At 63.5% G+C, this 21,792-nt stretch carries 19 protein-coding genes and 2 tRNA genes; 14 read left to right on the forward strand and 7 right to left on the reverse strand.

Annotated elements, in window-relative coordinates; all coding sequences use genetic code 11:
* The first annotated feature begins 20 nt into the window (after positions 1-20).
* The 8 genes from V8V93_RS09740 (at position 21) to V8V93_RS09775 (ending at position 9,706) form a co-directional block, all read left to right on the forward strand.
* Positions 21-1,490 (forward strand): MltA domain-containing protein, encoded by a 1,470-nt coding sequence (locus V8V93_RS09740; RefSeq protein ID WP_338670141.1) that lies wholly within the window; start codon positions 21-23, stop codon positions 1,488-1,490.
* On the forward strand, positions 1,483-2,127 hold the full coding sequence (locus V8V93_RS09745) for a DUF4254 domain-containing protein (protein ID WP_338670142.1): 645 nt from the start codon (positions 1,483-1,485) through the stop codon (positions 2,125-2,127). Before V8V93_RS09740 ends, V8V93_RS09745 begins: the two co-directional genes overlap by 8 nt.
* A 10-nt stretch (positions 2,128-2,137) precedes the next feature.
* A complete protein-coding gene (gene gatB / locus V8V93_RS09750) occupies positions 2,138-3,571 on the forward strand; it encodes an Asp-tRNA(Asn)/Glu-tRNA(Gln) amidotransferase subunit GatB (RefSeq protein ID WP_338670143.1) in 1,434 nt (477 codons plus the stop codon).
* Positions 3,572-3,866: 295 nt separating this feature from the next.
* Positions 3,867-4,904, forward strand: coding sequence for an S-methyl-5-thioribose-1-phosphate isomerase (gene mtnA / locus V8V93_RS09755; protein ID WP_338670144.1), 1,038 nt, complete (start codon positions 3,867-3,869; stop codon positions 4,902-4,904).
* A gap of 155 nt (positions 4,905-5,059) precedes the next feature.
* Positions 5,060-7,384, forward strand: a complete 2,325-nt coding sequence (locus tag V8V93_RS09760) for a methyl-accepting chemotaxis protein (protein WP_338670145.1) — start codon at positions 5,060-5,062, stop codon at positions 7,382-7,384.
* Between the two features lie 120 nt (positions 7,385-7,504).
* Positions 7,505-9,025: a ribosome biogenesis GTPase Der gene (gene der, locus V8V93_RS09765; protein ID WP_338670146.1), complete on the forward strand. Its 1,521-nt coding sequence runs from the start codon at positions 7,505-7,507 to the stop codon at positions 9,023-9,025.
* 87 nt (positions 9,026-9,112) lie between these two features.
* Positions 9,113-9,206: transfer RNA gene (locus V8V93_RS09770), tRNA-Ser, on the forward strand.
* Positions 9,207-9,364: 158 nt separating this feature from the next.
* Positions 9,365-9,706, forward strand: a complete 342-nt coding sequence (locus V8V93_RS09775; protein WP_338670147.1) for a DsrE family protein — start codon at positions 9,365-9,367, stop codon at positions 9,704-9,706.
* A 41-nt stretch (positions 9,707-9,747) separates the two neighbouring features.
* Here V8V93_RS09775 and V8V93_RS09780 read toward each other — a convergent pair whose 3' ends face one another.
* Positions 9,748-10,908: an alpha-D-ribose 1-methylphosphonate 5-triphosphate diphosphatase gene (locus V8V93_RS09780; protein WP_338670148.1), complete on the reverse strand. Its 1,161-nt coding sequence runs from the start codon at positions 10,906-10,908 to the stop codon at positions 9,748-9,750.
* Between the two features lie 304 nt (positions 10,909-11,212).
* Between V8V93_RS09780 and V8V93_RS09785 the strand changes: the two genes are divergently transcribed.
* The 3 genes from V8V93_RS09785 to phnE are packed head-to-tail and all read left to right on the forward strand — an operon-like array spanning position 11,213 to position 13,720.
* Positions 11,213-12,094, forward strand: coding sequence for a phosphate/phosphite/phosphonate ABC transporter substrate-binding protein (locus V8V93_RS09785; protein WP_338670149.1), 882 nt, complete (start codon positions 11,213-11,215; stop codon positions 12,092-12,094).
* Positions 12,094-12,888 (forward strand): phosphonate ABC transporter ATP-binding protein, encoded by a 795-nt coding sequence (locus V8V93_RS09790; protein WP_338670150.1) that lies wholly within the window; start codon positions 12,094-12,096, stop codon positions 12,886-12,888. Before V8V93_RS09785 ends, V8V93_RS09790 begins: the two co-directional genes overlap by 1 nt.
* A complete protein-coding gene (gene phnE, locus V8V93_RS09795) occupies positions 12,881-13,720 on the forward strand; it encodes a phosphonate ABC transporter, permease protein PhnE (RefSeq protein WP_338670151.1) in 840 nt (279 codons plus the stop codon). Before V8V93_RS09790 ends, phnE begins: the two co-directional genes overlap by 8 nt.
* On the opposite strand, the gene phnF is transcribed toward phnE, so the two are convergent.
* Positions 13,721-14,494: a phosphonate metabolism transcriptional regulator PhnF gene (phnF, locus tag V8V93_RS09800; protein WP_338670152.1), complete on the reverse strand. Its 774-nt coding sequence runs from the start codon at positions 14,492-14,494 to the stop codon at positions 13,721-13,723.
* Between the two features lie 868 nt (positions 14,495-15,362).
* Between phnF and cysC the strand changes: the two genes are divergently transcribed.
* Entirely contained in the window at positions 15,363-17,048 is a 1,686-nt protein-coding gene (gene cysC, locus V8V93_RS09805; protein WP_338670153.1) for an adenylyl-sulfate kinase, read from the forward strand.
* Between the two features lie 214 nt (positions 17,049-17,262).
* The gene (locus tag V8V93_RS09810; protein WP_338670154.1) at positions 17,263-18,249 is read left to right on the forward strand and encodes a hypothetical protein; all 987 of its coding nucleotides are present in this window, start codon (positions 17,263-17,265) and stop codon (positions 18,247-18,249) included.
* On the opposite strand, the gene V8V93_RS09815 is transcribed toward V8V93_RS09810, so the two are convergent.
* Complete coding sequence (locus V8V93_RS09815) at positions 18,250-18,681, reverse strand: Fur family transcriptional regulator (protein WP_338670155.1); 432 nt, start codon at positions 18,679-18,681, stop codon at positions 18,250-18,252. It lies immediately after the preceding gene.
* 198 nt (positions 18,682-18,879) lie between these two features.
* Between V8V93_RS09815 and V8V93_RS09820 the strand changes: the two genes are divergently transcribed.
* Positions 18,880-18,971, forward strand: a tRNA-Ser gene (locus V8V93_RS09820).
* An 84-nt stretch (positions 18,972-19,055) separates the two neighbouring features.
* Here the strand turns inward: V8V93_RS09820 and V8V93_RS09825 are convergent.
* The 4 genes from V8V93_RS09825 to V8V93_RS09840 form a co-directional block, all read right to left on the reverse strand.
* Positions 19,056-19,277 carry a hypothetical protein gene (locus tag V8V93_RS09825; protein WP_338670156.1) on the reverse strand — a complete coding sequence of 74 codons (222 nt, stop codon included), beginning with the start codon at positions 19,275-19,277 and terminating at the stop codon, positions 19,056-19,058.
* 389 nt (positions 19,278-19,666) lie between these two features.
* Positions 19,667-19,843 (reverse strand): ATP-binding protein, encoded by a 177-nt coding sequence (locus V8V93_RS09830; protein ID WP_338670157.1) that lies wholly within the window; start codon positions 19,841-19,843, stop codon positions 19,667-19,669.
* 311 nt (positions 19,844-20,154) lie between these two features.
* Positions 20,155-20,433: a hypothetical protein gene (locus V8V93_RS09835; protein ID WP_338670158.1), complete on the reverse strand. Its 279-nt coding sequence runs from the start codon at positions 20,431-20,433 to the stop codon at positions 20,155-20,157.
* Between the two features lie 98 nt (positions 20,434-20,531).
* The gene (locus V8V93_RS09840) at positions 20,532-21,779 is read right to left on the reverse strand and encodes an alpha/beta hydrolase family protein (protein WP_338670159.1); all 1,248 of its coding nucleotides are present in this window, start codon (positions 21,777-21,779) and stop codon (positions 20,532-20,534) included.
* Positions 21,780-21,792 lie beyond the last annotated feature (13 nt).

A 21,792-nucleotide genomic window follows, 5' to 3' on the forward strand; every position in this document is an offset into this window, starting at 1 on the left:
ATCGAACGGCGCGGTACCCCATGCGGCATGATTTCAACGACATACGGCCCACCCTGTGGCGGGCGTTTAAGCTCCTGCTGGCCGTGGCCTGCCTGGCCGCGCTGTTGTCGTGCGTGCGCTCCGGGCCGCTCTTCCGGTCCGGAAAGACTGCACCGACCGTCCCGAAGGCCGCCGAAGCCGACACGGCGGAAGCCCGCGAAGCCGGGGGCGCAAGGGATGCGGAGGCCGCGGACATCCCTGAGATGGCGGATATCGCCGAGATGGCGGGAAACGCGGAGGAGGGCGCCGGTCTGTCGGCCGCGCTGTCCGTCGGCGAGGGTTGCCTGTACCGTGACGAGGCGGTCAGGCGGCTGACCCTGCGGCCCGTGCGCGAGCCCTTGTCCATCCCGGCCTGCGACATGTTCTTCCCCCTGTCCAACGTGGAGGGCGCGCGGAACATGGCCCGGCTGGACATCAGGAGCCAGGGGCTCGACTCCTGGCGCGCCCTGGAGAGCCCGGTGCAGCGCAGCCTGGAATACGCCCTGAACATGCCCGCGGACGAGCCCGCCCTGGCCCGGCCCGGCATGTCCCTGACCTGGGGCCAGGTGGTCCGCTCGCTCACGGAATTTCTCGACCTGCTGCCGCACCTGGACGCGGACCCGGACCTGCTGGCCCAGCGGTTCGTCTGGTACGGCATGCGCCAGAAGCCGCTCATGACCGGCTACTACACCCCGGAGATCGAGGCCAGCCTGACCCGGCGGCCCGGCTACGAGTACCCCATCTACGGCGTGCCCGAGGACCTGCGCTACGGTCCGGTGCGCGGGCGCTACCGGTTCTACCGCGTGGACAAGGGGCGGGTGCTGTCGTACTACAAGCGCGGGGACGTGGACCTGCGCAAGGTCCTGTCCGGGCGCGGGCTCGAGATCGCCTGGGCCAAGGACCCGGTAGACGTCTTCTACATGCAGGTGGAAGGCTGCGGCCGGCTTCGGCTGCCCGACGGGACCACCCGCAACGTGCTTTACGGGGCCAAGAACGGCCACGGCTTCCGCTCGCTGGGCCGCATCCTCCACGCCAAGGGGTTGCTCCCGGACGGGCATCTGGCCAAGGAGGACGTGAAACGATATTTCGCCAAGCATCCCGAACGGATGTTTCAGCTCATGGCCGAAAATCGAAGCTACGTGTTCTTCCGTCTGGAGAACTCGCCGCCCGAGGGAACCATCGGAAAGCCGTTGACGCCGATGGTTTCACTGGCTACAGACCGAAAGCTCCTGCCGCTCGGCAGCCTGCTGGCCTTTGAGGCTGAGATTCCGGAGGCCCGCGACGGCCGCCCGGCGGGAAAGCGCAAGGTCGCGGGTATCGGCCTGGCCCAGGACACGGGCACGGCCATCCGGGGCCCCCATGTCGATTATTACATAGGCGAGGGCAACGCGGTGGCGCCCATCGCCAGCAACATCAAGACCGAGGCCACCGTGTACCTCCTCATAAGCAAAGAAGCATTGATCAATGGCTGACATCACACAAGATTCCATCAAGAGTACCATTCGTGACGCCGTGGCCCACCAGATCCGGTCCGTCATGGACTGGCATTACGGCGAGCCCGTGTACGAGGGCGACCCCGCCGACGACCTGAGCGGATTGCAGGGGCTGCGCGAACTGGTGGCCCGCCAGCACTGGGCCAATTTCCAGCTCTGGCACGTCGAGGACCGCGCTCGGCGCAAGGACGTGGATGCCCGCGTCATCGCGGACTGCAAGTACGCCATCGACAAGCTCAACCAGAAGCGCAACGACCTCATCGAGCGGGTGGACGAGTGCCTCATTTCCATGATGGAGCCGCTCCTGCCCAGTGAGGCCCCGGAGCGGTACAACACCGAGACCGCGGGCGCGGCCCTGGACCGGCTGTCTATCCAGGCGCTCAAGATATATCATATGAAAGAGCAGTGTTCGCGCAAGGATGTGGATGAAGACCACATCCGGCAGTGCGACAACAAGGTCGGCGTGCTCAAACGCCAGCACAACGATCTGGAACGGGCCATCCTGGAGCTGATCGACGAGTATTTCGCCGGGACCAAGAAGCCCAAGGTCTATTTCCAATTCAAGATGTACAACGACCCCAAGCTCAACCCGGAACTCTACGGAAACAAGAAATAGGGGAGCCCCCATGTCCCGGTACGAAACCGTCATCGGTCTGGAAGTCCATGCCCAACTGAAAACCGAGAGCAAGATCTTCTGCTCCTGCTCCACCAAGTTCGGAAACGAGCCCAACGAGAACGTCTGTGCAGTCTGCTCCGGCATGCCCGGCGTGCTGCCCGTGCTCAACGAAAAGGTCGCCGAATACGCGACCAAGGCCGGCCTGGCCACGGACTGCGAGATCAACCTCAAGTCCGTGTTCGCGCGCAAGAACTACTTCTATCCCGACCTGCCCAAGGGGTACCAGATTTCCCAGTTCGAGCTGCCCATCTGCGAGCACGGCCACGTCGACATCGAGGTGGACGGCGAGAAGAAGCGCGTGGGCCTGACCCGCATCCACATGGAAGAGGACGCGGGCAAGAACATCCACTCCGCGGCCGACAACGCCAGCTTCGTGGACCTGAACCGGACCGGCGTGCCGCTCATCGAGATCGTGTCCGAGCCGGACATGCGCTCGGCCGAGGAGGCCGTGGCCTACCTCAAGGAGCTGCGTTCGGTGCTGCTGTATCTCGGTATCTGCGACGGCAACATGGAGGAGGGCTCTTTCCGCTGCGACGCCAACGTGTCCATCCGGCCCTACGGGCAGGAGGAGTTCGGCACCCGCGCGGAGCTGAAGAACCTCAACTCCTTCAAGCACATCCAAAAGGCCATCGAGTACGAGGTGGAGCGCCAGATCGACCTGGTCGAGGACGGCGACAAGGTCATCCAGGAGACCCGGCTGTACAACGTGGACAAGGGTACGACCCACTCCATGCGCGGCAAGGAGGAGGCCCACGATTACCGCTATTTCCCGGACCCCGACCTGGTGCCGCTGGTCCTGGACCAGGCCTGGGTGGACAAGTGGAAGTCCGAGCTGCCCGAGCTGCCCGCGGCCAAGCGCGAGCGGTTCATGGCCGAATACACCCTGGCCGACTACGACGCTGCCCTGATCACCAACGACCTCGCCGTGGCCGACTATTTCGAGGCCGCGGTCAAGGCCTATGCGGGCGACCCCAAGAAGGTCACCAACTGGGTGGTCGGCGAACTGCTGCCGTTCTGCCACGAGAGCGGGGCCGAGGCGTGCGGGGTCAAGCTGACCCCGGAGAAACTGGCCGGGCTGCTCGCCCTGGTGGACGACGGGACCATCTCGGTCAAGATCGGCAAGGACATCTTCCGCGACCTGTGCGCGTCCGGCGACGACCCGGCCGAATACGTCAAGGCCAAGGGACTGGTCCAGGTGTCCGACACCTCCGAGCTCGAAGCCATGGTCGACCAGGTCATCGCCGACAACCCGTCCGAGGTCGAGGCCTTCAAGGGCGGCAAGAAAAAGCTCATGGGCTTCTTCATGGGCCAGGTCATGCGTCTGTCCAAAGGCCAGGCCAACCCCGGCGTGGTCACGCAGTTGTTCAACAAGAAACTTTCGTAAGGAAGACCGGGGGGGAACTTTTGAAAAAGTTTCCCCCCGGCCCCCCCTTTCAAAACTTTTTGTCGCCACGCCGCCAGGGAGTTTACAGGGGAAAGTCCATTCCTCTAGGCGGCGTGGGGGTGCGTTCTCCGTACTCTGTATATTGGACGGAAGGGTGGTGCCCGCACCGCCCGGCGCATACGAGGAGTTTCGTTGACCCCGATACTACCTGCGCCGCGATAAAAAGTTTTGAAGGGGAGTCCAGAGGGGAAACTTTTCCAAAAGTTTCCCCTCTGGCCGCCGGAGGCAACCAAAAATGACCGAACACATTCAGTATTCTCCCGAGAAAGACGCCCTGATCCTGCTTGACCAGCGGTACCTGCCCAACCGGGAGGACTGGTTCGAGTGCAAGACCACGGACGACATCTGCTACGCCCTGGTGGTCATGGTCGTGCGCGGCGCGCCTGCCATCGGCGTGACCGCCGCCTACGGCTGCTACCTGGCCGGGCGCGAGGTGCAGGGCATGGACGGCGACTGGAAGGCGAACCTGTCGGCCAAGCTGGACCAGATCCACGAAGCCCGGCCCACGGCGGTGAACCTGCGCTGGGCCGTGCGCGAGATGCGCCGTATCTGGGAAGAGGCGGGCGACGTCTCCCTGGATGCATTGCTGGACATCTGGCTCGATCGGGCCAAGGAGATCCACGCGGGCGACATCGAAATGTGCGAGTTGATCGGCAAGTTCGGCGGCGAGCTCATCGACGACGGGGACACCGTGATGACCCACTGCAACGCGGGTGCGCTGGCCACGGCCGGATACGGCACGGCGCTGGGCGTGATCCGGGGGGCCATCGACCAGGGCAAGAAGGTTTCGGTCATCGCCAACGAGACCCGGCCGTTTCTGCAGGGCGCGCGGCTGACCGCATACGAGCTGCACAAGGACGGCATCCCGGTCAAGGTGGCCTGCGACAATGCCTGCGCCCTGCTGATGAAGCGCGGCCTGGTGGACAAGGTCGTGGTCGGCGCGGACCGGATCACGGCCAACGGCGACGCGGTCAACAAAATCGGGACGTTCGGGGTAGCCATCATCGCGAAACGGTTCAACATCCCGTTCTACGTGGCCGCGCCGGTATACACCATCGACCCGGAGACGCCGACCGGCGACGACGTGCCCATAGAGGACCGCGATCCGCGCGAAGTGACGCACATAGGCGACCACCGCATCCCGCCCGAGGGGGTGGAGGTCTACAACCTGGCTTTCGACCCCACGCCCAACGAACTCATCGCGGGCATCATCACCGAAAAGGGGGTGCTGTATCCCCCCTATGACCTTGCCATCAAGAAATTGTTCATGTAACAGACCAATTCAAGGTATGGGTTAACATCGGGGCAGAACTGCATTGCGGTTTTGCCCTTTTTTGTTTCCGGGGGAGCCGTGTTCTAATGGACACTCCCGCCCGTGGCCTTGTAGTACTATGGGGCACAACCTACAGCTTCAAGGATGGGTCCATCATGAAGATGAAGAGCGTCAATACTGCCATAGCCCTGCTGATCGCGACCAGCATGGCCGTTTCGATCCTGGTCGCCGTGCTCTGGGTCAGCTACGACACGCGGCAGACCGTGTTCGACGAGGGCAAGGTGGCCATGAACAACATGGTCGCCCAGACCATGGCCGCATTGGACAACTATATCGCTCAGACCGACGAGATGGTGCGCATGCTCGCCTCGCAGCAGGCCGTGGCCGACGCCCTGGCCGGGCGGGACGCTCTGCCCGCGTCCTGGCTGTTCAAGGACCTTCTGTCCACATCCAACGGCTACTGGGCGGCGTTCGCCTTCGACAGGAACGGCAAGGTGGTGGCCGGATACAACGCCAAGGAGCAGAACCTGGCCGGAGCGGACCGCAGTTCGCGCGAGTACGTCAAGGCCATCCTGTCCGGCAAGTCGGACCATTATCTGTCCAACGACATCCTTATTTCCAAGAGTGGCGGCGGGATTCTCATCTTTGCCGCGGCCGCAGTGGTCCGCGACCACACGGGCGAGATCGTCGGCGGGGTCGGGCTGTTTCCCAAGTGGGACAATTTTACCTCCAAGTTCATCGACCCCTTCCGCGTGGCGGGCAGCGGGTATGCCTACATGCTCGACGACAAGGGGCGGATAATCGCCCATGCAGTGAACAAGGATCTGTACCTCAAGGACATGTCTGATCAGGAGTTCGCCAAGGTCGCCATGAGCGCGAAAAAGGGCGAGACCACCTACATGTGGGAGGGCCGTGAGAAGTACATGGTCTTCGACACCGCGTCCAAGACCGGCTGGAAGGTGGTCATGAGTGCCTATGAGGACGACCTGGCCGCGGCGGCCCACAACCAGCGCGACGAGCTGGCCACGGGCGGGGCGATCCTGGGCATCCTCCTGGTGGGGGTGCTGATCTTCGCCGTGCGGCGGACCATCACCAACCCGGTGAAGAACATTCTGGGGTTCGCCTCCGAGGTGGCCGCCGGCGACCTGCAGGCCCGCCTGGAGGGAAAATACAAATTCGAGTTCAAGACTCTGGCCGCGCAGATCGAGACCATGGTGCACGAGCTCAAGGTCAAGCTCGGTTTTTCCGAGGGCGTGCTCCAGGGCATCGCCCTGCCGTGCGCCCTGGTGGGGGAGGACCATACGCTGCTGTGGGTCAATCCGCAGATGTGCGACCTGCTTCAGCGGTCCGATCCGCCCGAGAGCTACGTGGGGCTGGCGCCCGGCGAGTTCTTCTACGGTGAGCCGGACCGGAAGACCCTGTCCGACCGCGCCGTGGAACAGCAGCAGCGGCTGGACAACGAGACCGCGTACACCCGCGTGGACGGCTCGGTCATTAACGTCCAGGTAACCTCCACGCCGTTTTACGACATGGACGGCCAACTGCTCGGCTCCCTGACCATATGGGTCGACGTGACCGAGATCCGCGGGCAGCAGAAGCTCATCGAAGAGCAGAACGAACGCATCTCCGTGGCCGCCGGACAGGCGCGGGAGATTTCCCTGTCCCTGTCCAGTGCGGCCGAGGAACTGTCCGCGCAGATGGAGGAGGGCAAGCGCGGGTCCGAGGACCAGCGGGCCAGGGCGGCCGAGACCGCCTCGGCCATGGAGCAGATGAACGCTTCGGTGCTCGACGTGGCCCGCAACGCCAGCCAGGCTTCCGAGGACGCGGACCAGGCCAAAAGCCACGCCCAGCGCGGTGAGGAGATGGTCAACCAGGTCATCGAATCCGTGGGCGAGGTCCAGGCGCAGACCGAGGAACTCAGGCTGTCCATGGAGGCCCTCGGTTCCGAGGCCAAGGACATCGGCAACGTGCTCGAAGTGATCACGGACATAGCGGACCAGACCAACCTGCTGGCCCTGAACGCGGCCATCGAGGCGGCCCGCGCCGGAGACGCCGGGCGAGGTTTCGCGGTGGTGGCCGACGAGGTGCGCAAGCTGGCCGAGAAGACCATGGCCGCCACCAGCGAAGTGGGCGAGGCCATCCGCCACATCCAGGAGATGACCGGGCGCAACGTCGGGGCGACCGAACAGGCGGCCCAGGCCGTGGAGCGCAGCACCGATCTGGCCCGCGAGTCGGGCAAGGCGCTGCTTGAGATCGTCGGCCGGGTGGAGACCGCCTCGGACCAGGTGCGGATCATCGCAGCGGCCGCCGAGGAGCAGTCCGCCACCAGCGACGAGATCAACCAGGCCACGGACGACATCAACCACATCTCCATGGACACCTACCAGGTCATGCAGAGCGCCAACGAGGCCATCCAGGAGGTGGCCGCCATGGCCACGCGGCTGAACGAGGTCATCGAGGACATGGCAGGCCAGGGGTGATCCCGCCGTCAACAATGGACTCGACTTTCAAATGCGGATAGGGTAACCCCGCGCTTCCCGCTCAAGGAAAGCGCGGGGTTCACGCATTATCGCGCCATCAAACACCATCCGGAGCCAAACATGCTGCCGATCGTCGCCCTGGTGGGCCGCCCCAACGTGGGCAAATCCACCCTCTTCAACCGACTTCTGAGGAAGTCGCGGTCCATCACCCACGACCTGCCCGGGGTGACGCGCGACCGCATCTATGGCGAGTGCATCATGGGCGAGACCCGGTTCGACCTCATCGATACCGGGGGCATGGTCCTCGAATCCGAAGCAACGCCCGAACTGTCCAAGGACTTCGAGGATGAGATCTTCGAGCAGGCCCGGGAGGCCATCAACGAGGCCAACGCCATCCTCTTCGTGGTCGACGGCAAGGAGGGGCTGACCCCGTTGGATCAGCAGGCGGCCGAGTACGTGCGCCGCTCCGGCAAGCCGGTGCTCATGCTGGTCAACAAGGTGGACGGTTCCGAGTTCGAGGCGCACATGACCGCCGAGTTCCACTCTTTGGGCATCGAGTTCCTGCCCGTGTCCGCGGCCCACGGCTACAACCTGCACGGGGTGCGCGACCGGGTCCGCAAATTCGTCAAGGGGTTGGGGCTGCCCGAGGATGTGGACGACGGCGTGGAAAAGGGGCTCAGGCTGACCCTGCTCGGCCGTCCCAACGCGGGCAAGTCCTCGATCATCAACGCGCTCATCGGCAAGGACCGGCTGATCGTCTCGGACGTGGCCGGGACCACCCGCGACTCCATCGACGTGACCTTCGAGAAGCAGGGCAAGCGGTACACCTTCGTGGACACGGCGGGCGTGCGCAAGCGGGCCAACATCCAGGACCACCTGGAGAAGATCAGCGTCATCCGGGCGCTCAAGAACTCCAAGCGGTCCGACGTGACCATCCTGGCCATCGACATCACCCTGGGCGTGGGGCGGCAGGACAAGCGGCTGATCGAATTTTTGGCCAAGGAGAAGACCCCGTTCATCGTGGTCGTCAACAAGGCCGACCTCATTCCCCGTAGCGAGACCAACCGGGCGCTTGAGGCGTTCCGGGAGGAGTTGCGACTGGTCCCGCACGTGCCCGTGGTCATGACCAGCGCGGTCAAGGGGCTGGGCATCGGCAAGCTCCTGCCCATGGCCGAGGCCATGCGCCGGGAGTGCGAAATCCGCGTGGGCACCGGCGAGTTGAACCGGGCCATGCAGGCCGTGGTGGAGAAATTGCAGCCCCCGGTGGTCAAGCGCAGGCGGCCCAAGTTCTACTACGTCACCCAGGCGGACGAGCCCATCCCGACTTTCGTCTTTTTCTGCAACGACCACACCATCGTCAAGACGTCCTACGTGCGTTATCTGGAGAATCAGTTCCGCAAGCTGCTCGGCATCAAGTCCGCGCCGGTGAACATCGTGTTCCGCTCCAGCCACGATAAGAAGGAATGGGAAAAGGCGCGCGGCATCTCGGCGCTGGGCAAGCGCGGCCCGGGCCGCGAGCGCATCGGCGGGGCCAAGACGCGCCGACACGAGGAGAAGTACAAGGCGCTCAAGAGCAAGCGCCGCCGCGAGGAGCGAGAGGCCCAGGACGCGAAGGGCGGCAAGGGGAAAAAAGGCAAATAGGGGTCATCTTTATTGACAATCCGCGCGGGAAAAGTGTAGACGGACTTTCCTCAATGCGAACAGCGTCTTTTCGCGCGCAAAGAGTTTGGAGAAGTGGCCGAGCTGGCTGAAGGCGCACGCCTGCTAAGCGTGTTATGGGTGTAAAGCTCATACGAGGGTTCAAATCCCTCCTTCTCCGCCAGACAGTAAAGGGGTTACGTGAAATTCACGTAACCCCCTTTTTGTGTCCTGCAAACGGCGGTGCGTCTTTGCAAGGGCATCCCTTTGGGATAGAATAGACGCACGATCGGCATTTCCCCATCAAACATTGCGGCCGACAGGCGGCAAGAGGCAACAGATATGAATTACGACGTATTGTTCCATTTCGACCATGATCCACAGGCCCTGGATATCGCCATCAGCAACATCAAGAATTACCGGAACGCTTTTTCCGAAGACCGGCCCGCCGTGGTGCTGGTGGTCAACGGGCCGGGGGTGCGCTTCCTGGACCGGGACGGCGAACACGCGGCGCAGCTAAACGAGGTGCTCGCCCTCGGCGTGGCGGTCAAGGTGTGCAACAATGCCCTGACGCACTTCAACATCGACCCCGCGCGGCTTTGCGCCGGCTGTGAGGTGGTCCCCGCCGGGGTGGTGGAGATCGTGGAATTGCAGCGCCGGGGCTTCGCCTACGTGAAGCCCTAGGGGGCGCGGGATTCTCCGCGTCGTGCATTCGGGCTGCCGGGCTACATGCCCAGGCCGCACGCGCTGAAGACCGGGGTGCCCTGGCGCAGGGTCAGGACCGCGAAGGGCAGGGACGGGTCCGAGTCGTCCACGACCACCAGGTCGGCCCGCTTGCCCGGCTCGATCTCGCCGCGGTCGGCAAGTCCGGCGGCGCGGGCCGGACCGGCCGAGACCAGCCGCCAGGCGTCCGGGAAGGGGCAGACCTTGTCCCTGGCCAGGGCGAAGGCGGCCTGGAGCAGGGAGGGGTAGAAATAGTCCGAAGTCAGGGCGTCGCACAGGTCCATGCGGATGGCGTCGCGGGCCATGAGCCGGTCGATGTGGCTCTTGCCCCTGAGCGCGTTGGGCGCGCCCAGGACGACCGCGTCGCCGAGCTCGCGCGCGGTGCGGGCCGTGGCCTCGTCCAGGGGAAATTCACAGATGGCGCAACGCAGTCCGTCGTACCAGGTCCGCGTGGCCGGGTCCGGGTCGTCGTGGGAGGCCATGGGGATGCCCCGTTCGGCCGCCGCCCCGGCCAACCGACGGATGCCCTCGGGCACGGCCGCGGCGCGTTCCTTGATCTCGGTGATCAACTGGATGAACCGGTCGCGGTTCAGACCGGTGCGGTCCAGATAGCCGGACATTTTGGAATAGCGGTCCAGATTGGCGAACATGGCGTCGATGTGGTCGTTGAAGGCGAGCATGTCCACATATCCATCGCGTATCCAGGACTCGACCTCATCCAAGGCCGGGAGGTTGTAGGTCTCGAAGCGCAGGTGCAGGCGGGTGTCGCAGCCGAGCCTGCCGCGCACGGCCTGGAAGTCGGCCAGGAAGGCGTGGGCGGCCTCGCGGCTCCGCAGTCCTGGCTCCCAGGAGCAGGTCAGCCCGTGGAAGGCGGTGGTGATGCCGTTGGCCGTCATGGTTCGGTCCGTGTCCAGGAGCCCCAGGGCCCGGCTGAAGGAGACGCCCGCGCGCGGCATGATGTGCCGCTCGAAGCCGTCGCCGTGCAGGTCCACGATGCCGGGCAGGACGAGCTTGCCCCGTGCGTCGATGGTCCGGGTCCCGTTGCGGCTCCCGTGTCCGGGGCCACGGACCTCCTGAACGGCCCCCTCGGCCACGATGATGTCCGTCTGCCGCACGTCCCCGTCCGGGAGCAGCGCGCGTCCGTTTCGTATGAGCATATCCATGTATCGCTACCTCTCTGTCGGCTTGACTGCATGAAGGTTGCGCGGCCGTTTGGTGACGGGCGCGCGGCGGTTCCCGCTTGATGCGCTATCCTGCCGAAATGGCGCACCAAGTCTTTCCGATCCGGGGCCATGTTCGGCGAGGTGGGAGGGAAAAGTAAAGCAGTAGACAGGTCGCTGATTTGTCTATGGGAAGTTCGTCTTATGTAGGTTCAACCGCAATCTGCGCGTAACCGAATGGCCATACTCTGTGACCCAATCGATCGTCGGCGCGGGCCGGCGCAACCGGAAATCATGGAGAGAAGCAATGAAACGTTCGATCGTCACCCTGATGGCGGCCCTGCTCATGGTCTGCGCCATGGGCGCCTGGGCCCTGGCCGCCGACACCGTTCGGCTGGCCGTTACGGATTTGGAAGGCATGGAGGAACTCCAGCGGGAGTTCGGCGTGTTCAAGGAGAAGCTGGGCAGCCTGACCGGCTATGATTTCGAATTCTTCCCCGTCAACAACCGCACCGCCGCCGTGGAGGCGCTCAAGTCCAAGCGGGTGGACTTCGTCCTGACCGGCCCGGCCGAGTATGTGGTCTTCAAGAAGCGGGTCAACGCCGAGCCGGTGGTCGGCTTCTCCCGGCCCGACTACTTCGGCTCGATCATCGTCCTGGCCTCCAGCGGAATCAACTCCGTGCCTGAGCTCAAGGGCGGGAAGGTGGCCATGGGCGACGTCGGCTCCACCTCCAAGCACCTGGCCCCCATGCAGATCATCAAGGACAACGGGCTCGATCCCCTCAAGGACGTCAAGACCCTGCATGTGGACTACAAGGTCGGCTTCGAGGCCCTCAAGCGCGGCGACGTGGCCGCCTTCGCCACCACCAACGACAAGTTCCTGAAGATGCGCGACAGGGACAAGCAGCTTTCGGCCGGGGCCTTCAAGGTCATCGCACGCGGCCCGGACCTGCCCAACGACGTGCTCTTGGTGGGCCCCCACGTGGACAAGGACGTGGTCGCCAAGGTGCGCGCCGCCTTTGCCGATCACGCCGACGAGATGGTCGCCGCCATTCTGACCGGCGAGGACAACAAGAAGTACAAGGGCATGGTCTTTCTGCCGAAGGTCAAGGACGCGGACTACAACTACGTGCGCTCCATGTACGCGACCATCGGCTATCCCCAGTACTCGGGCTTCGTGGGTGACTGATGCTGAAATTCAATACGTCCGCCGGGGAGATCTCCCCGGCGGTGTTCCCCGGTGACCAAAGGGAGATCCGCGTCGAGGGGCTGGCCAAGTCCTTCGGCCGGACCACCATCCTGAACGGCGTGGACCTGACGGTCGACAGGGGCGAGGCCGTGGCACTGGTCGGGTCCAACGGCGCGGGCAAATCCACCTTCCTGCGCTGCCTCCTCCGGCTCATCGAGCCGAGCGGCGGGGCCGTGGAGATGGGCGGGGCGGACGTCATGTCCCTGAACCGACAAGGCCTGCGCCGGTTGCGCAGCCAGGTCGGCTTCGTCTTCCAGAAGCACAACCTGGTGCCGCGCCTGACCGCCCTGACCAACGTCCTGCACGGGGCCCAGAGCCGCAAGCGCGGCCCGCGGGTCTGGTGGCACATGCTGGCCAGTTCCGGCGAGCGCCAGGAGGCAATGCGCTGCCTGCAACTGGTCGGCCTGTCCCACGTGGCCGAGCAGCGGGTGGACCAGCTATCGGGCGGCCAGTCCCAGCGGGTGGCCATCGCCCGCGCACTGATGCAGCGGCCCCGGATCATGTTCGCGGACGAGCCCGTGGCCAGCCTCGACCCCAACGCGGGCGAGGAGGTCATGCGCCTCTTCGTGGAGCTCATCCGCAGCCGGGGGCTGACCCTGGTGTACACCTCCCATTCGGTGCGCCACGCTCTGGAATACTCGGACCGGGTCATCGGCCTGCGGGACGGGCGCATCGAGATGGACAGGGCCTCCACGGGCCTGAACGAGGAAACCCTGCGGAGGATTTATGGCTGACCGAACCCGGCAAGGAACCCAATTCGTTTTCGACGGCCAGGCCACGGACCCGGCGCTGCTGCCCATCCGCTTTCCCCGGCCGAGCGCGCTGTCGTTCGCTCTCTACGCGGCGGGGCTGGCCTTCTTCATTGTCTCCATGCGGAGCATCAATTTCTCCTTGAGTGAGTTCGTGCGCGGCTTCCCGTACATCGTGGACCTGGTCTCCGAGATGTTTCCGCCGTCCCTGCGGCGAGTGGACGCTGTGGCCCTGTCCCTGCTCGAGACGTTGCAGATGGCCCTGGTGGGCACGGTCTTCGGGGTGGTCTTCAGCCTGGTGCTGGGCATCCTGGCGTGCAAGAGCCAGACGCCGAACAGGGGCCTGTACTATCTGTCCAGGAACCTCATCGCCCTGTTTCGGACCGTGCCCGACCTGATCTGGGCCCTGTTCTTCGTGGTCATGGTCGGGCTGGGGCCGTTCGCGGGCACCCTGGCGATCATGGTCGACACCATGGGGTTCTGCGGCCGGTTCTTCGCCGAGGCCATGGAAGAGGTGGACAAGGGGCCGCAGGAGGCGCTGGAGGCGTTGGGGGCAAGCCGGTTGGGCACCGTCGTCTGCGCCGTGATTCCGGCCGCGTTGCCGTCGTTCGTGAACACGGCCCTGTTCAGTCTGGAAAAGGCCACGCGCTCCTCGGTGGTGCTCGGCTTGGTCGGCGCCGGGGGCATCGGTATCGAGCTCAAGGTCTCCATGGACATGTTCATGTATTCCGAGGCCTCGACCATCATCCTGCTGATCTTCTGCCTGGTCCTGCTGGTGGAGCAGCTCTCGTCCCGCCTGCGCAAGCGGATCCTCTGATCAGTTCAGGAAGGTCTTGATGACCAGCTCGATCTTGTCGCCGCCGTAGCGGGTGATGCCGTAGTCCACGGGCACGCCGAGCTCGTCCACGTTGACCGAGCGGGTCTCCAGGACCGGCCGGTAGCGGGGCAGGCCGAGGAAACGGGCCTCTTCCGTGGTCGGCTGCCGGGTTAGGATGCGGGTCTCTTCGCGGAAGTAGTCGGCCACCCCGTGGCTGATGAGGCACTGGGTGATGGAGCCGGTCTTGCGAAAGGTCTCGTGCAGCCCGGCGAACCGCGGCCGGGGAAAGTAGTGGGTGGTCAGGGACAGGGGACGACCTTCGGCCTTGCGCAGGATGTCGAGCATGGAGACCTGCGCGGTGGGCTGGATCTGGAGCGCCCGGGACACCGCGTCGCCCGCCTCAACCACCTTGTGGTCGATGAGCACCCCGTCGTGGGAGCGGTTCTGCCGGTTCAGGTTGTCGCTGAAGCGGGTGCGCCGCGAGACCATGTATTCCACCACGTGTTCGCTGACGAAGGTCCCCCGGCCCTTTTCCGAGCGGACCAGGGCCCGCTCCTGGAGATGGGACAGGGCGCGGCGCACGGTGTGCCGGTTGACGCTGTACCACTTGGCCAGCGTGCTCTCGGCGGGCAGCCTCTCACCCTGGGCGAAGTGCCCCCGGACGATCTCGTCCTCCAGGGCCGATGCGATCTGCCGCCAGAGCGGGGAGCGGTGGCTCCTGTCCAGCAGGAACCGCCTGTCCGAGTCGTCGGCATGGGGGTTCAATCCACTCATGGGGTGGCAATGCCACCAAACGCCGGACTTGTCTGTATCGGGGAGGTTAAGATTTTCCTCGCGGCGGATGCAGGCGTTTTCCCTGCCGCCGGTCCGCTGCCGCCGTAGCGGCCCGGAACCCATGCGGACGCGCTCGCCGTCCTGTCGGAATGATGTACCCCAACTCCCTTCCCATTTCCCGGTTCCCGTCACGTGTACGTATAGGCCGTAATTTTGTAATTTTGGGCAATTCTTGCGCCGGGTATGGTGGTATGGATACTTATTGTTTCTTGTGTGCAGGGCCGGTCTCACCGGAGGCGGTGCCGATGTCGCGCTGCCCGCAACCGTGATTCAGGCAGGGAAGATCCCCCCCGCATGGAGAGAGCGTCGTGTGCGAATTGTGCAAGGATAAAAAACAGATTGCGCAAGAAAATGTTTCCGGTCCCGAGGACCCGAGTCGTCGGGAATTCATCGCAACCGGTGCCAGAATCGCCGCAGGCCTGACCCTGCCCCCCCGCCTTTGGGGCGGGATTGGCATTCGGCGCAACCAAGGCCCAAGCAAAGGAGAACGCCATGAAGGAATCAATCGTTCACGCCTAGATCGGACGACAGTCTCTCTCGGCCCCGCGCCCGCTTGCCGGGCCGGGGCCGTTTTGCGTGAAGACGGGCCGGGAGCAGGGGCGTTGAGCGGCGTGCCCGCTCCGGCTCTCCATCCGGACACTCGCCGGGATCTCCCGCTCGCGCTTGCGAATGAAGATAAACGATAGTAAGCGGTTGATCGGGTACGTTTGTTCAGGCTGGCTTCCGCCGCCGGGATGTGGCCCCTGCCCCGCGGCCGTTCGAAACGGCGTCGAGCGGGGCATCGAACAACATGCGAGGCACCAAGACGATGCAATATTCCGATTCCCTTCCCGCACACAATGCGGAGAGCCTACTGGTCCATTTTCGCCGGGCGGAGCTGCTCAAGGAGCGGGCCGTAGAGTTCAAGTCCGTGAACCTGAACCCCAGCCAGCTCTGCAATCTGGAGATGCTCCTCAATCGCGCCTTTTATCCTCTTGAGGGCTACCTGGGGCGCGAGGATTACAAGTCCGTGCTCTCCGACATGCGCCTGCGCGATGGGACCCTGTGGCCCCTACCCATCTGCCTGGCCGTGAGCGAGGAGTTCGCCGCCGGCCTGTCCGAGGGCGAATGCGTGGCCGTGCGCGACGCCGAAGGGTTCATGTTGGCCGTGCTGACCGTGTCCGACATCTGGAAGCCGGACCTCAAGGCCGAGGCCCGGGCCATCCGCGATCCCTTCCCCGAAGGTGCGGACGGCTGCCACGGGGGTCTCGTTGAGCCGTGGTACCTCGGCGGCCGGGTGGAAGGCGTGTCCTATCCCCAGCGGTACGATTTCACCGACTTCCGTCTCACCCCGGCCGAGGTCCAGCGGTTTTTCGTCCAGAAGGGGTGGCGCAAAATCGTGGCCGTACAGGCGGGCAGGCCGCTGCACAAGGCGGACCGGGCCATGCTCGAGGAGATCGCCCACGACCAGGGGGCCAGCCTGCTCCTATCGCCCCAACTCAAGCCATCCATGTATTTCAGCGTGGACCATTTCAGCCTGGTTCGCAGCTTCCAGCAATTCGTCGAGACTTTTCCCCGGAGCATGGCCAAGCTGAACCTGACCCCGTGGTTCGAGCGGCGCATGGGCCCGCGCGGCGCGCTGCTGCGGGCCATCGTGAACAAAAATTACGGCTGTACCCACATGCTCGTCTGGGACGGGGCCAAGGCCGAGCCGAGGCAAAACGCTTTTTCCGAGGAGTATGAAGCTCACATCCGTTGGCTGGCGGACCGCCAGGAAGAGACTGGCATTATTCCGGTGGCAGAGCACTGCATGGCTCTGGACCAGGCATCGTGCAGGTACGTGCGCTCTGACGGGGGCGGCCGGTGCGTCAACGACCACAACGCCGTGGTGAAACGGCTCACGCTCGGCGAGCCCGTGCCCGAGTGGATGTCCTTCCCCGGCGTGCTCAAGGAGTTGTCGCGTACCTACAAGCCGCGCTGGAAGCAGGGGATCACCCTGTTTTTTACAGGCCTGTCCGGGGCGGGCAAGTCCACCCTGGCCAAGATCTTGTTCGTCAAGCTTCTGGAATTGAACAGCCGTCCGGTAACCCTGCTCGACGGCGACATCGTACGCACCAACCTGTCGAGCGAGCTGTCCTTCAGCAAGGAGCACCGCAACCTGAACGTGATCCGCATCGGGTTCGTGGCCAGCGAGATCGTCAAGAACGGCGGGGTGGCCATCTGCGCGCCCATCGCGCCCTATGCGGAGTCCCGGCGCCACGCCCGTGGGGCCGTGGAGCACTACGGCGGCTTCGTCGAAATCCACGTCTGCACGCCGCTGTCCGTCTGCGAGCAGCGCGACCGCAAGGGCATCTACGCCAAGGCGCGAGCGGGCATCATCAAGGGGCTGACCGGCGTGGACGATCCGTACATCGAACCGGAGAATCCGGAGTTGCGCATCGACACCTCTGAGTTGAGCCCCAACGAGGCGGCCCACGAGATCCTGCTCTACCTGAGCGAGCACAGGTTCATCTGACCACGGCCAGGGCAGCCGGGGATAATTTCGCTTAAGTCCGGGATATATTTTATATTCATGGGTGTTATTGGGCACATTTCTTGGCCTGGAGCGGTTGCACGATTGCGCGGCGCGTCCGCCTCGAATTCTGGTTGTGCCTGAAGGTATTGAAATTGCAATGGGTTCGGAATAGAAGCAACGAGCGTCAACCTCTTGAACCGCAACCGGTGGGAAGATGGTCCGATTCCTTGCCCAGTCCAATTATCTGCGCGAGGTGCAGCGCACCTTCGGCGGCAGCGGCCATCTCAACGTCATGGAACTGTTGTCCCGGACGCTGTCCGTGGCCGTTCCCATGGTCGTGGTCTACGTGCTGTGGCGCTACCGGCTGCTCATCCTGCACGTGGCCGGACGCTGGGCGTCACGTCTGTTGCGTCGGCGCAAGCGCCGCGCCGTGGAGAACTACCTGGTCTCCAGGGGCGTGGTCATCGAGGTCTGCCTGTACTCCGGGGGCGTGGTCGGGCGGAAGCTCTGCGACGCGCGCGTGGTCAGCGTGGCCGGAGGGAAAATGCAGCTCCAGTTGCTCAACGCCAACTCCACGTTCACCCATCTCAAGCACCAGCAGGTCATCTGTTTTACCCGGCCGTTCGCCTATTCCGGCAAGCGCATCAACGCCTTCACCACCCTGGTGGCCCACGTGCGCAAGCGGGGCGTTGTCCTCAAGGAGCTAAGCCTGCTTACGCCGGTGCGCTATCGGTTCATCCTGCGGCGGCGGCACTCCCGACAGCGCGTCGCCCGCGAGGGAGCGGTCCGGGTCAAGGCGTGGAGCGGCCGCAAGGCGCGGACCTTCTGGATGTTCCGGCCGGAGTTGCAGACCGTGAACAACCCGGCCCGCTACGACGCCCGCACCCGTCTGGCCGTGGAGAATATCTCGGCGGGAGGTCTGCGCCTGTTCGTCGTCAACCCCAGGGTGGCCATGCCCCCGCTGGACCCCGGCAGCCAACTGGTCCTGCGGGTCAGCATCTGGAACCCCAAGACGCGCAAGTACTCGTTCTTCACGGCGCTGGGCGTCGTCCGCAGCCGTTTTTCGGGCCGCGGCGGGGCCATAGGGCTGGGCATCCAGTTCATGGCCGAAGGCGAAAAGGTGAAAAACCGGTACACGTGGCATTCCGTGCACGGCGAGATTCCGGCTCTGGCGCAGTTCCTGGCCGGTATCGAGGAGTAGCTACTTCTTGCGGCACTCCGGGCACAGGCCGTAGAGATACATCTTGTGGCGGATGAGGGTGAAGCCGTGCTCCCTGGCCAGTTGCTCCTGGCGGCGCTCGATGACTTCGTCCACGATCTCGATGTTCTTGCCGCACTTCTCGCAGATGAGGTGGTCGTGATGGTCCTTGCCGTAGCAGGGCTCGTAGCGGGTCACCCCGTCCGCGAAGTCCAGGGGCTCGATCAGCCCGGAGTCGCTGAGAAGCTTGAGGGTTCTGTAGACCGTGGCCTGGCCGATGGAGGCATCCCGCTTCTTGACCAGCGCGTAGAGCTCCTCGGAGGAGAGGTGGTCGTTTTTCTTGAGCAGCGTATCGAGGATGATCCGCCGTTGGGGGGTCATCTTCAGGTTCTCGTTGGCCAGATATTCGGCAAAGACTTCTTGCGGGGCTTTCATAGGATATCCCGTCGTTTTGTTTGAATTTCAGTCAATTCTTCTCATACGGGAAGCAAAAGAAGGTGTCAAATAGGAATGAAAATGGCGGGGAATACGCGCCGTCCCCGCCGATCCCCTTTTGTTTCTTGACATTCCGGGGTACGGTTCCTACAAACGTTTTCCTGCAAATCGGCGCCGGAATCCACGCCGAACCCCACAGGAGAGGTGGCAGAGCTCGGTTTAATGCGCTGGTCTTGAAAACCAGAGACGGGGCAACTCGTCCGGGGGTTCGAATCCCTCCCTCTCCGCCAGAAGACAGTCCGGAGGCGTCAGGCCTCGTTGAAATGGCCCTTGTGTAGCAAGGGCTTTTTCATGTTTGCGTCTTGTCCAGCCGTCTAGGGATTGTTTTTCATCGGGCCGAGCAAATCCACGATCTTGTCCGCATCTATGCTTTCAAATTTCTGATTGAATTCTTCCTGTTCCCGGCAGAACAGCCTTTCGCTTTTGACCGGACGATAGAGGACCATCTCCTGATCGTCCTGGGCGTTGGTCGCGTTGGTCACGGTGCTAAGGACGAAATATAGATTGCCGTTCTTCCTGTTCCTGAAAAGAGCCATACCAAGCCTCCGATTATTGCTGACGGTTTGACGAGAGTGTTTTGAATCGTGACTCTCCGTGGTCCGTGGTCCGTGGTCCGTGGTCCGTGGTCCGTGGTCCGTGGTCCGTGGATGTAATTCATTGTCCGGGAATGTCCAGCACGAGTGGGCAACACGGTGCATCCGCCACCGAGCAAGGGGCGGGAAGCGTATCGCCGACGAGGCGTCCCGTTAACCCCAACCTGTTTCGGGTATCCCCAACGGAAGGGGAAGAGTGCATTTTGCCAATGTACACAACTGCAATATACTGTAGGAGCGAATCCTTTATGTAAAACGGCACCTGAAAGGATACAGGTGCCGTTGTCAATCCGACCGGCCATCTTAAAAATTGCCGGATCGGTCAATTAAATCTATTCGTCGGAGCTGATCGCATTAAAGCCGCATTCATCTTCACATGCGCCGCAATCAATGCAGTTTTCATTTATTTCGTAGTAATTTTCCCCGGCGGGGTGGACTATTGCGTCATTGGGACAGGCGCTTTGGCATGCACCGCAAAACTGACATTCCTCAGGGTCGATCTTATGCATTTTCTCTCCTTTGAGTAACGATACTAACCGTATGTATTTATAAGAAAAAAAGATATTAATCGTTGCAATGGGATGTCAATGAAAAGTTGCGCAGCAACTGTTGTCTGCGGCAATGTGGCAAGGAGTACAAAAGGAGGCGATTCGGTTTGGATTTGATGGAAAATATCCGGTCTCCCGCCTGTTGAGAGGGGGCATGCGGATTTTGAGCGGGTATTTCTTTCGAAAATTCGGATCATGGTCCGGAACGGCAACGGCGTGTTTCGATCGGGATAGGCCGTTTTTTGGGTCCCGTCGGTTCCGGCGGGAAGCGTTTATTTTTGTGTGTACACGAATAAAACGGTCGGTTGCGCGCCGTATTCGTCGTCGGCCTGGAGGCCCAGGTCGAGCAGCAGGGACATGGCGGACTTGGCTTCGTCCTCGGAGAGCAGTTCATAGTGCACGGGATGGCGGTTGCTCCGGGCGTCGCGGTCCGAACCTTTTTCTTCGATGCCGACATACCAGGCATCGAGCCTGCCGCCATGGTGGTTGATGTGGCGGACCGCCTGCTCGACCACGGCTTCCTTGGATTTTGTCTCATGTAGGTGGGTCATGGGAACGCTTCTATAATGTTATCCCGGCGGAGGCAATCGGCGGATCGGACTTCCCGCCGGGCGGCAGGCCAAATACGCGGAGCGGGGGTACGGCCGGATCAGAAGATCCCGTCCAGCCAGTCGAACACGACCTGGCCGACCAGGCTGCGGTTCTCCATGATGCAGTGGTTGGTCGCGCCCTCGTCCGCCGGGGTGACCACCAGCCTGCTGCGCTTGTCCGGGAAACCGGAGAGGGCAGCCTGCTGCTGGGCCTGGACCTCCGCGCTGTGGTATTCGCCCTCGCCCACGACGATCAGGGCGGGAGCCGCTATCCTGGCCGCATCGAAGGTGTTGCCCCGGTTGGCCTCGATGAGGCCCTCGGGTTTTTCCACGCCGTAGCGCTCGCAGATGGACTTGACGATCCCGGCGTGGAAGGAGGTCCAGGCGGCCTCCTCCTCTCTGGAAGCCACGGCAGCCGGCATGGTTGCGAACAGCCGGTGAGCGTCGGTCACGGCGGCGCTCATGGCGATGGCTTTGATGCGCGGATCGTGCATGGCGGCCTGGGGAACGAACAGCCCGCCGCCGCTGATGCCGAAGGCCGCGAGCTTGTCCGGGGCCACGTCAGGGCGGCTCAATGCGTAGTCGACCACCTTTTTCATGGGCACGAAGGTGTCCGTGCGGAACACGTGGCCCGAAGCCGGGAGCATGCCCTGGCCGGGCAGATCCACGGTCATGAAGTTGTAGCCGCGCGTATGGGCCTGGGGTTCGAGGTAGAAGAACAGGTCCTCGATGAAAGTCTCGCCGCCGCCGATCATCAGCAGGGTCTTGGTCGGCTTGCCGGAATTGTCGGCCTTGCGGAAATACCCGGGCAGCACGGTGTCCTCGAAGGGGATTTCGACATATTCGAGAGGCGGGTCGAACAGCGGCCCGGCCTTGCGCATGAGCGCGCGGCTCTTCTCCCCCCGCACCGTGAACTCCGGGTCCGACGGCAGCATGGCCAGCAGGGAGAGGCGGTAGTAATAGGCCGCCCGCAGCAACTGGTCGCGCGCGCTGACAGTGTGCCCCGCCGCAAGTGACTTCAGGCCCCGCGTCTCCACGCGCCCGGCCAGTTCGAACCATTCCTTCTGCCAGTCGGCCGCGTCGCCGTCCTTGATCCGCGAGGCCGCGTAGAACGCCTCGCCGATCTCCGCGCCGCCGTTGTGGGTGGCGCCGAGGACCAGGTTCCCGAAGTGGAAATCCATGTCCGTGTCCTTGAAGAAATAGCTGAACGAGGTGGCGTGGGCGTCGAACGCCTTTTCCTGTTCGGCAGGGGCGCTGGTTGCCGCCGTCAACACGATGAACGCCAGACAGAATATGTATTTTTTCATTCCAACACGCTAA

The sequence above is a fragment of the Pseudodesulfovibrio sp. 5S69 genome (genome assembly GCF_037094465.1).
GTDB classification, from domain to species: domain Bacteria; phylum Desulfobacterota; class Desulfovibrionia; order Desulfovibrionales; family Desulfovibrionaceae; genus Pseudodesulfovibrio; species Pseudodesulfovibrio methanolicus.

Bases quoted from the DNA above. Each gene is read 5' to 3' on its own strand.
- V8V93_RS09760 (WP_338670145.1), top strand. From the start codon at position 5,060: ATGAAGATGAAGAGCGTCAATACTGCCATAGCCCTGCTGATCGCGACC.
- V8V93_RS09745 (WP_338670142.1), top strand. From the start codon at position 1,483: ATGGCTGACATCACACAAGATTCCATCAAGAGTACCATTCGTGACGCC.
- phnE (WP_338670151.1), top strand. From the start codon at position 12,881: ATGGCTGACCGAACCCGGCAAGGAACCCAATTCGTTTTCGACGGCCAG.
- V8V93_RS09775 (WP_338670147.1), top strand. From the start codon at position 9,365: ATGAATTACGACGTATTGTTCCATTTCGACCATGATCCACAGGCCCTG.
- phnF (WP_338670152.1), bottom strand. From the start codon at position 14,494: ATGAGTGGATTGAACCCCCATGCCGACGACTCGGACAGGCGGTTCCTG.
- gatB (WP_338670143.1), top strand. From the start codon at position 2,138: ATGTCCCGGTACGAAACCGTCATCGGTCTGGAAGTCCATGCCCAACTG.
- V8V93_RS09785 (WP_338670149.1), top strand. From the start codon at position 11,213: ATGAAACGTTCGATCGTCACCCTGATGGCGGCCCTGCTCATGGTCTGC.
- mtnA (WP_338670144.1), top strand. From the start codon at position 3,867: ATGACCGAACACATTCAGTATTCTCCCGAGAAAGACGCCCTGATCCTG.
- V8V93_RS09740 (WP_338670141.1), top strand. From the start codon at position 21: ATGCGGCATGATTTCAACGACATACGGCCCACCCTGTGGCGGGCGTTT.
- V8V93_RS09830 (WP_338670157.1), bottom strand. From the start codon at position 19,843: ATGCATAAGATCGACCCTGAGGAATGTCAGTTTTGCGGTGCATGCCAA.
- V8V93_RS09825 (WP_338670156.1), bottom strand. From the start codon at position 19,277: ATGGCTCTTTTCAGGAACAGGAAGAACGGCAATCTATATTTCGTCCTT.
- der (WP_338670146.1), top strand. From the start codon at position 7,505: ATGCTGCCGATCGTCGCCCTGGTGGGCCGCCCCAACGTGGGCAAATCC.
- V8V93_RS09835 (WP_338670158.1), bottom strand. From the start codon at position 20,433: ATGACCCACCTACATGAGACAAAATCCAAGGAAGCCGTGGTCGAGCAG.
- V8V93_RS09840 (WP_338670159.1), bottom strand. From the start codon at position 21,779: ATGAAAAAATACATATTCTGTCTGGCGTTCATCGTGTTGACGGCGGCA.
- V8V93_RS09815 (WP_338670155.1), bottom strand. From the start codon at position 18,681: ATGAAAGCCCCGCAAGAAGTCTTTGCCGAATATCTGGCCAACGAGAAC.
- V8V93_RS09780 (WP_338670148.1), bottom strand. From the start codon at position 10,908: ATGGATATGCTCATACGAAACGGACGCGCGCTGCTCCCGGACGGGGAC.
- cysC (WP_338670153.1), top strand. From the start codon at position 15,363: ATGCAATATTCCGATTCCCTTCCCGCACACAATGCGGAGAGCCTACTG.
- V8V93_RS09790 (WP_338670150.1), top strand. From the start codon at position 12,094: ATGCTGAAATTCAATACGTCCGCCGGGGAGATCTCCCCGGCGGTGTTC.
- V8V93_RS09810 (WP_338670154.1), top strand. From the start codon at position 17,263: ATGGTCCGATTCCTTGCCCAGTCCAATTATCTGCGCGAGGTGCAGCGC.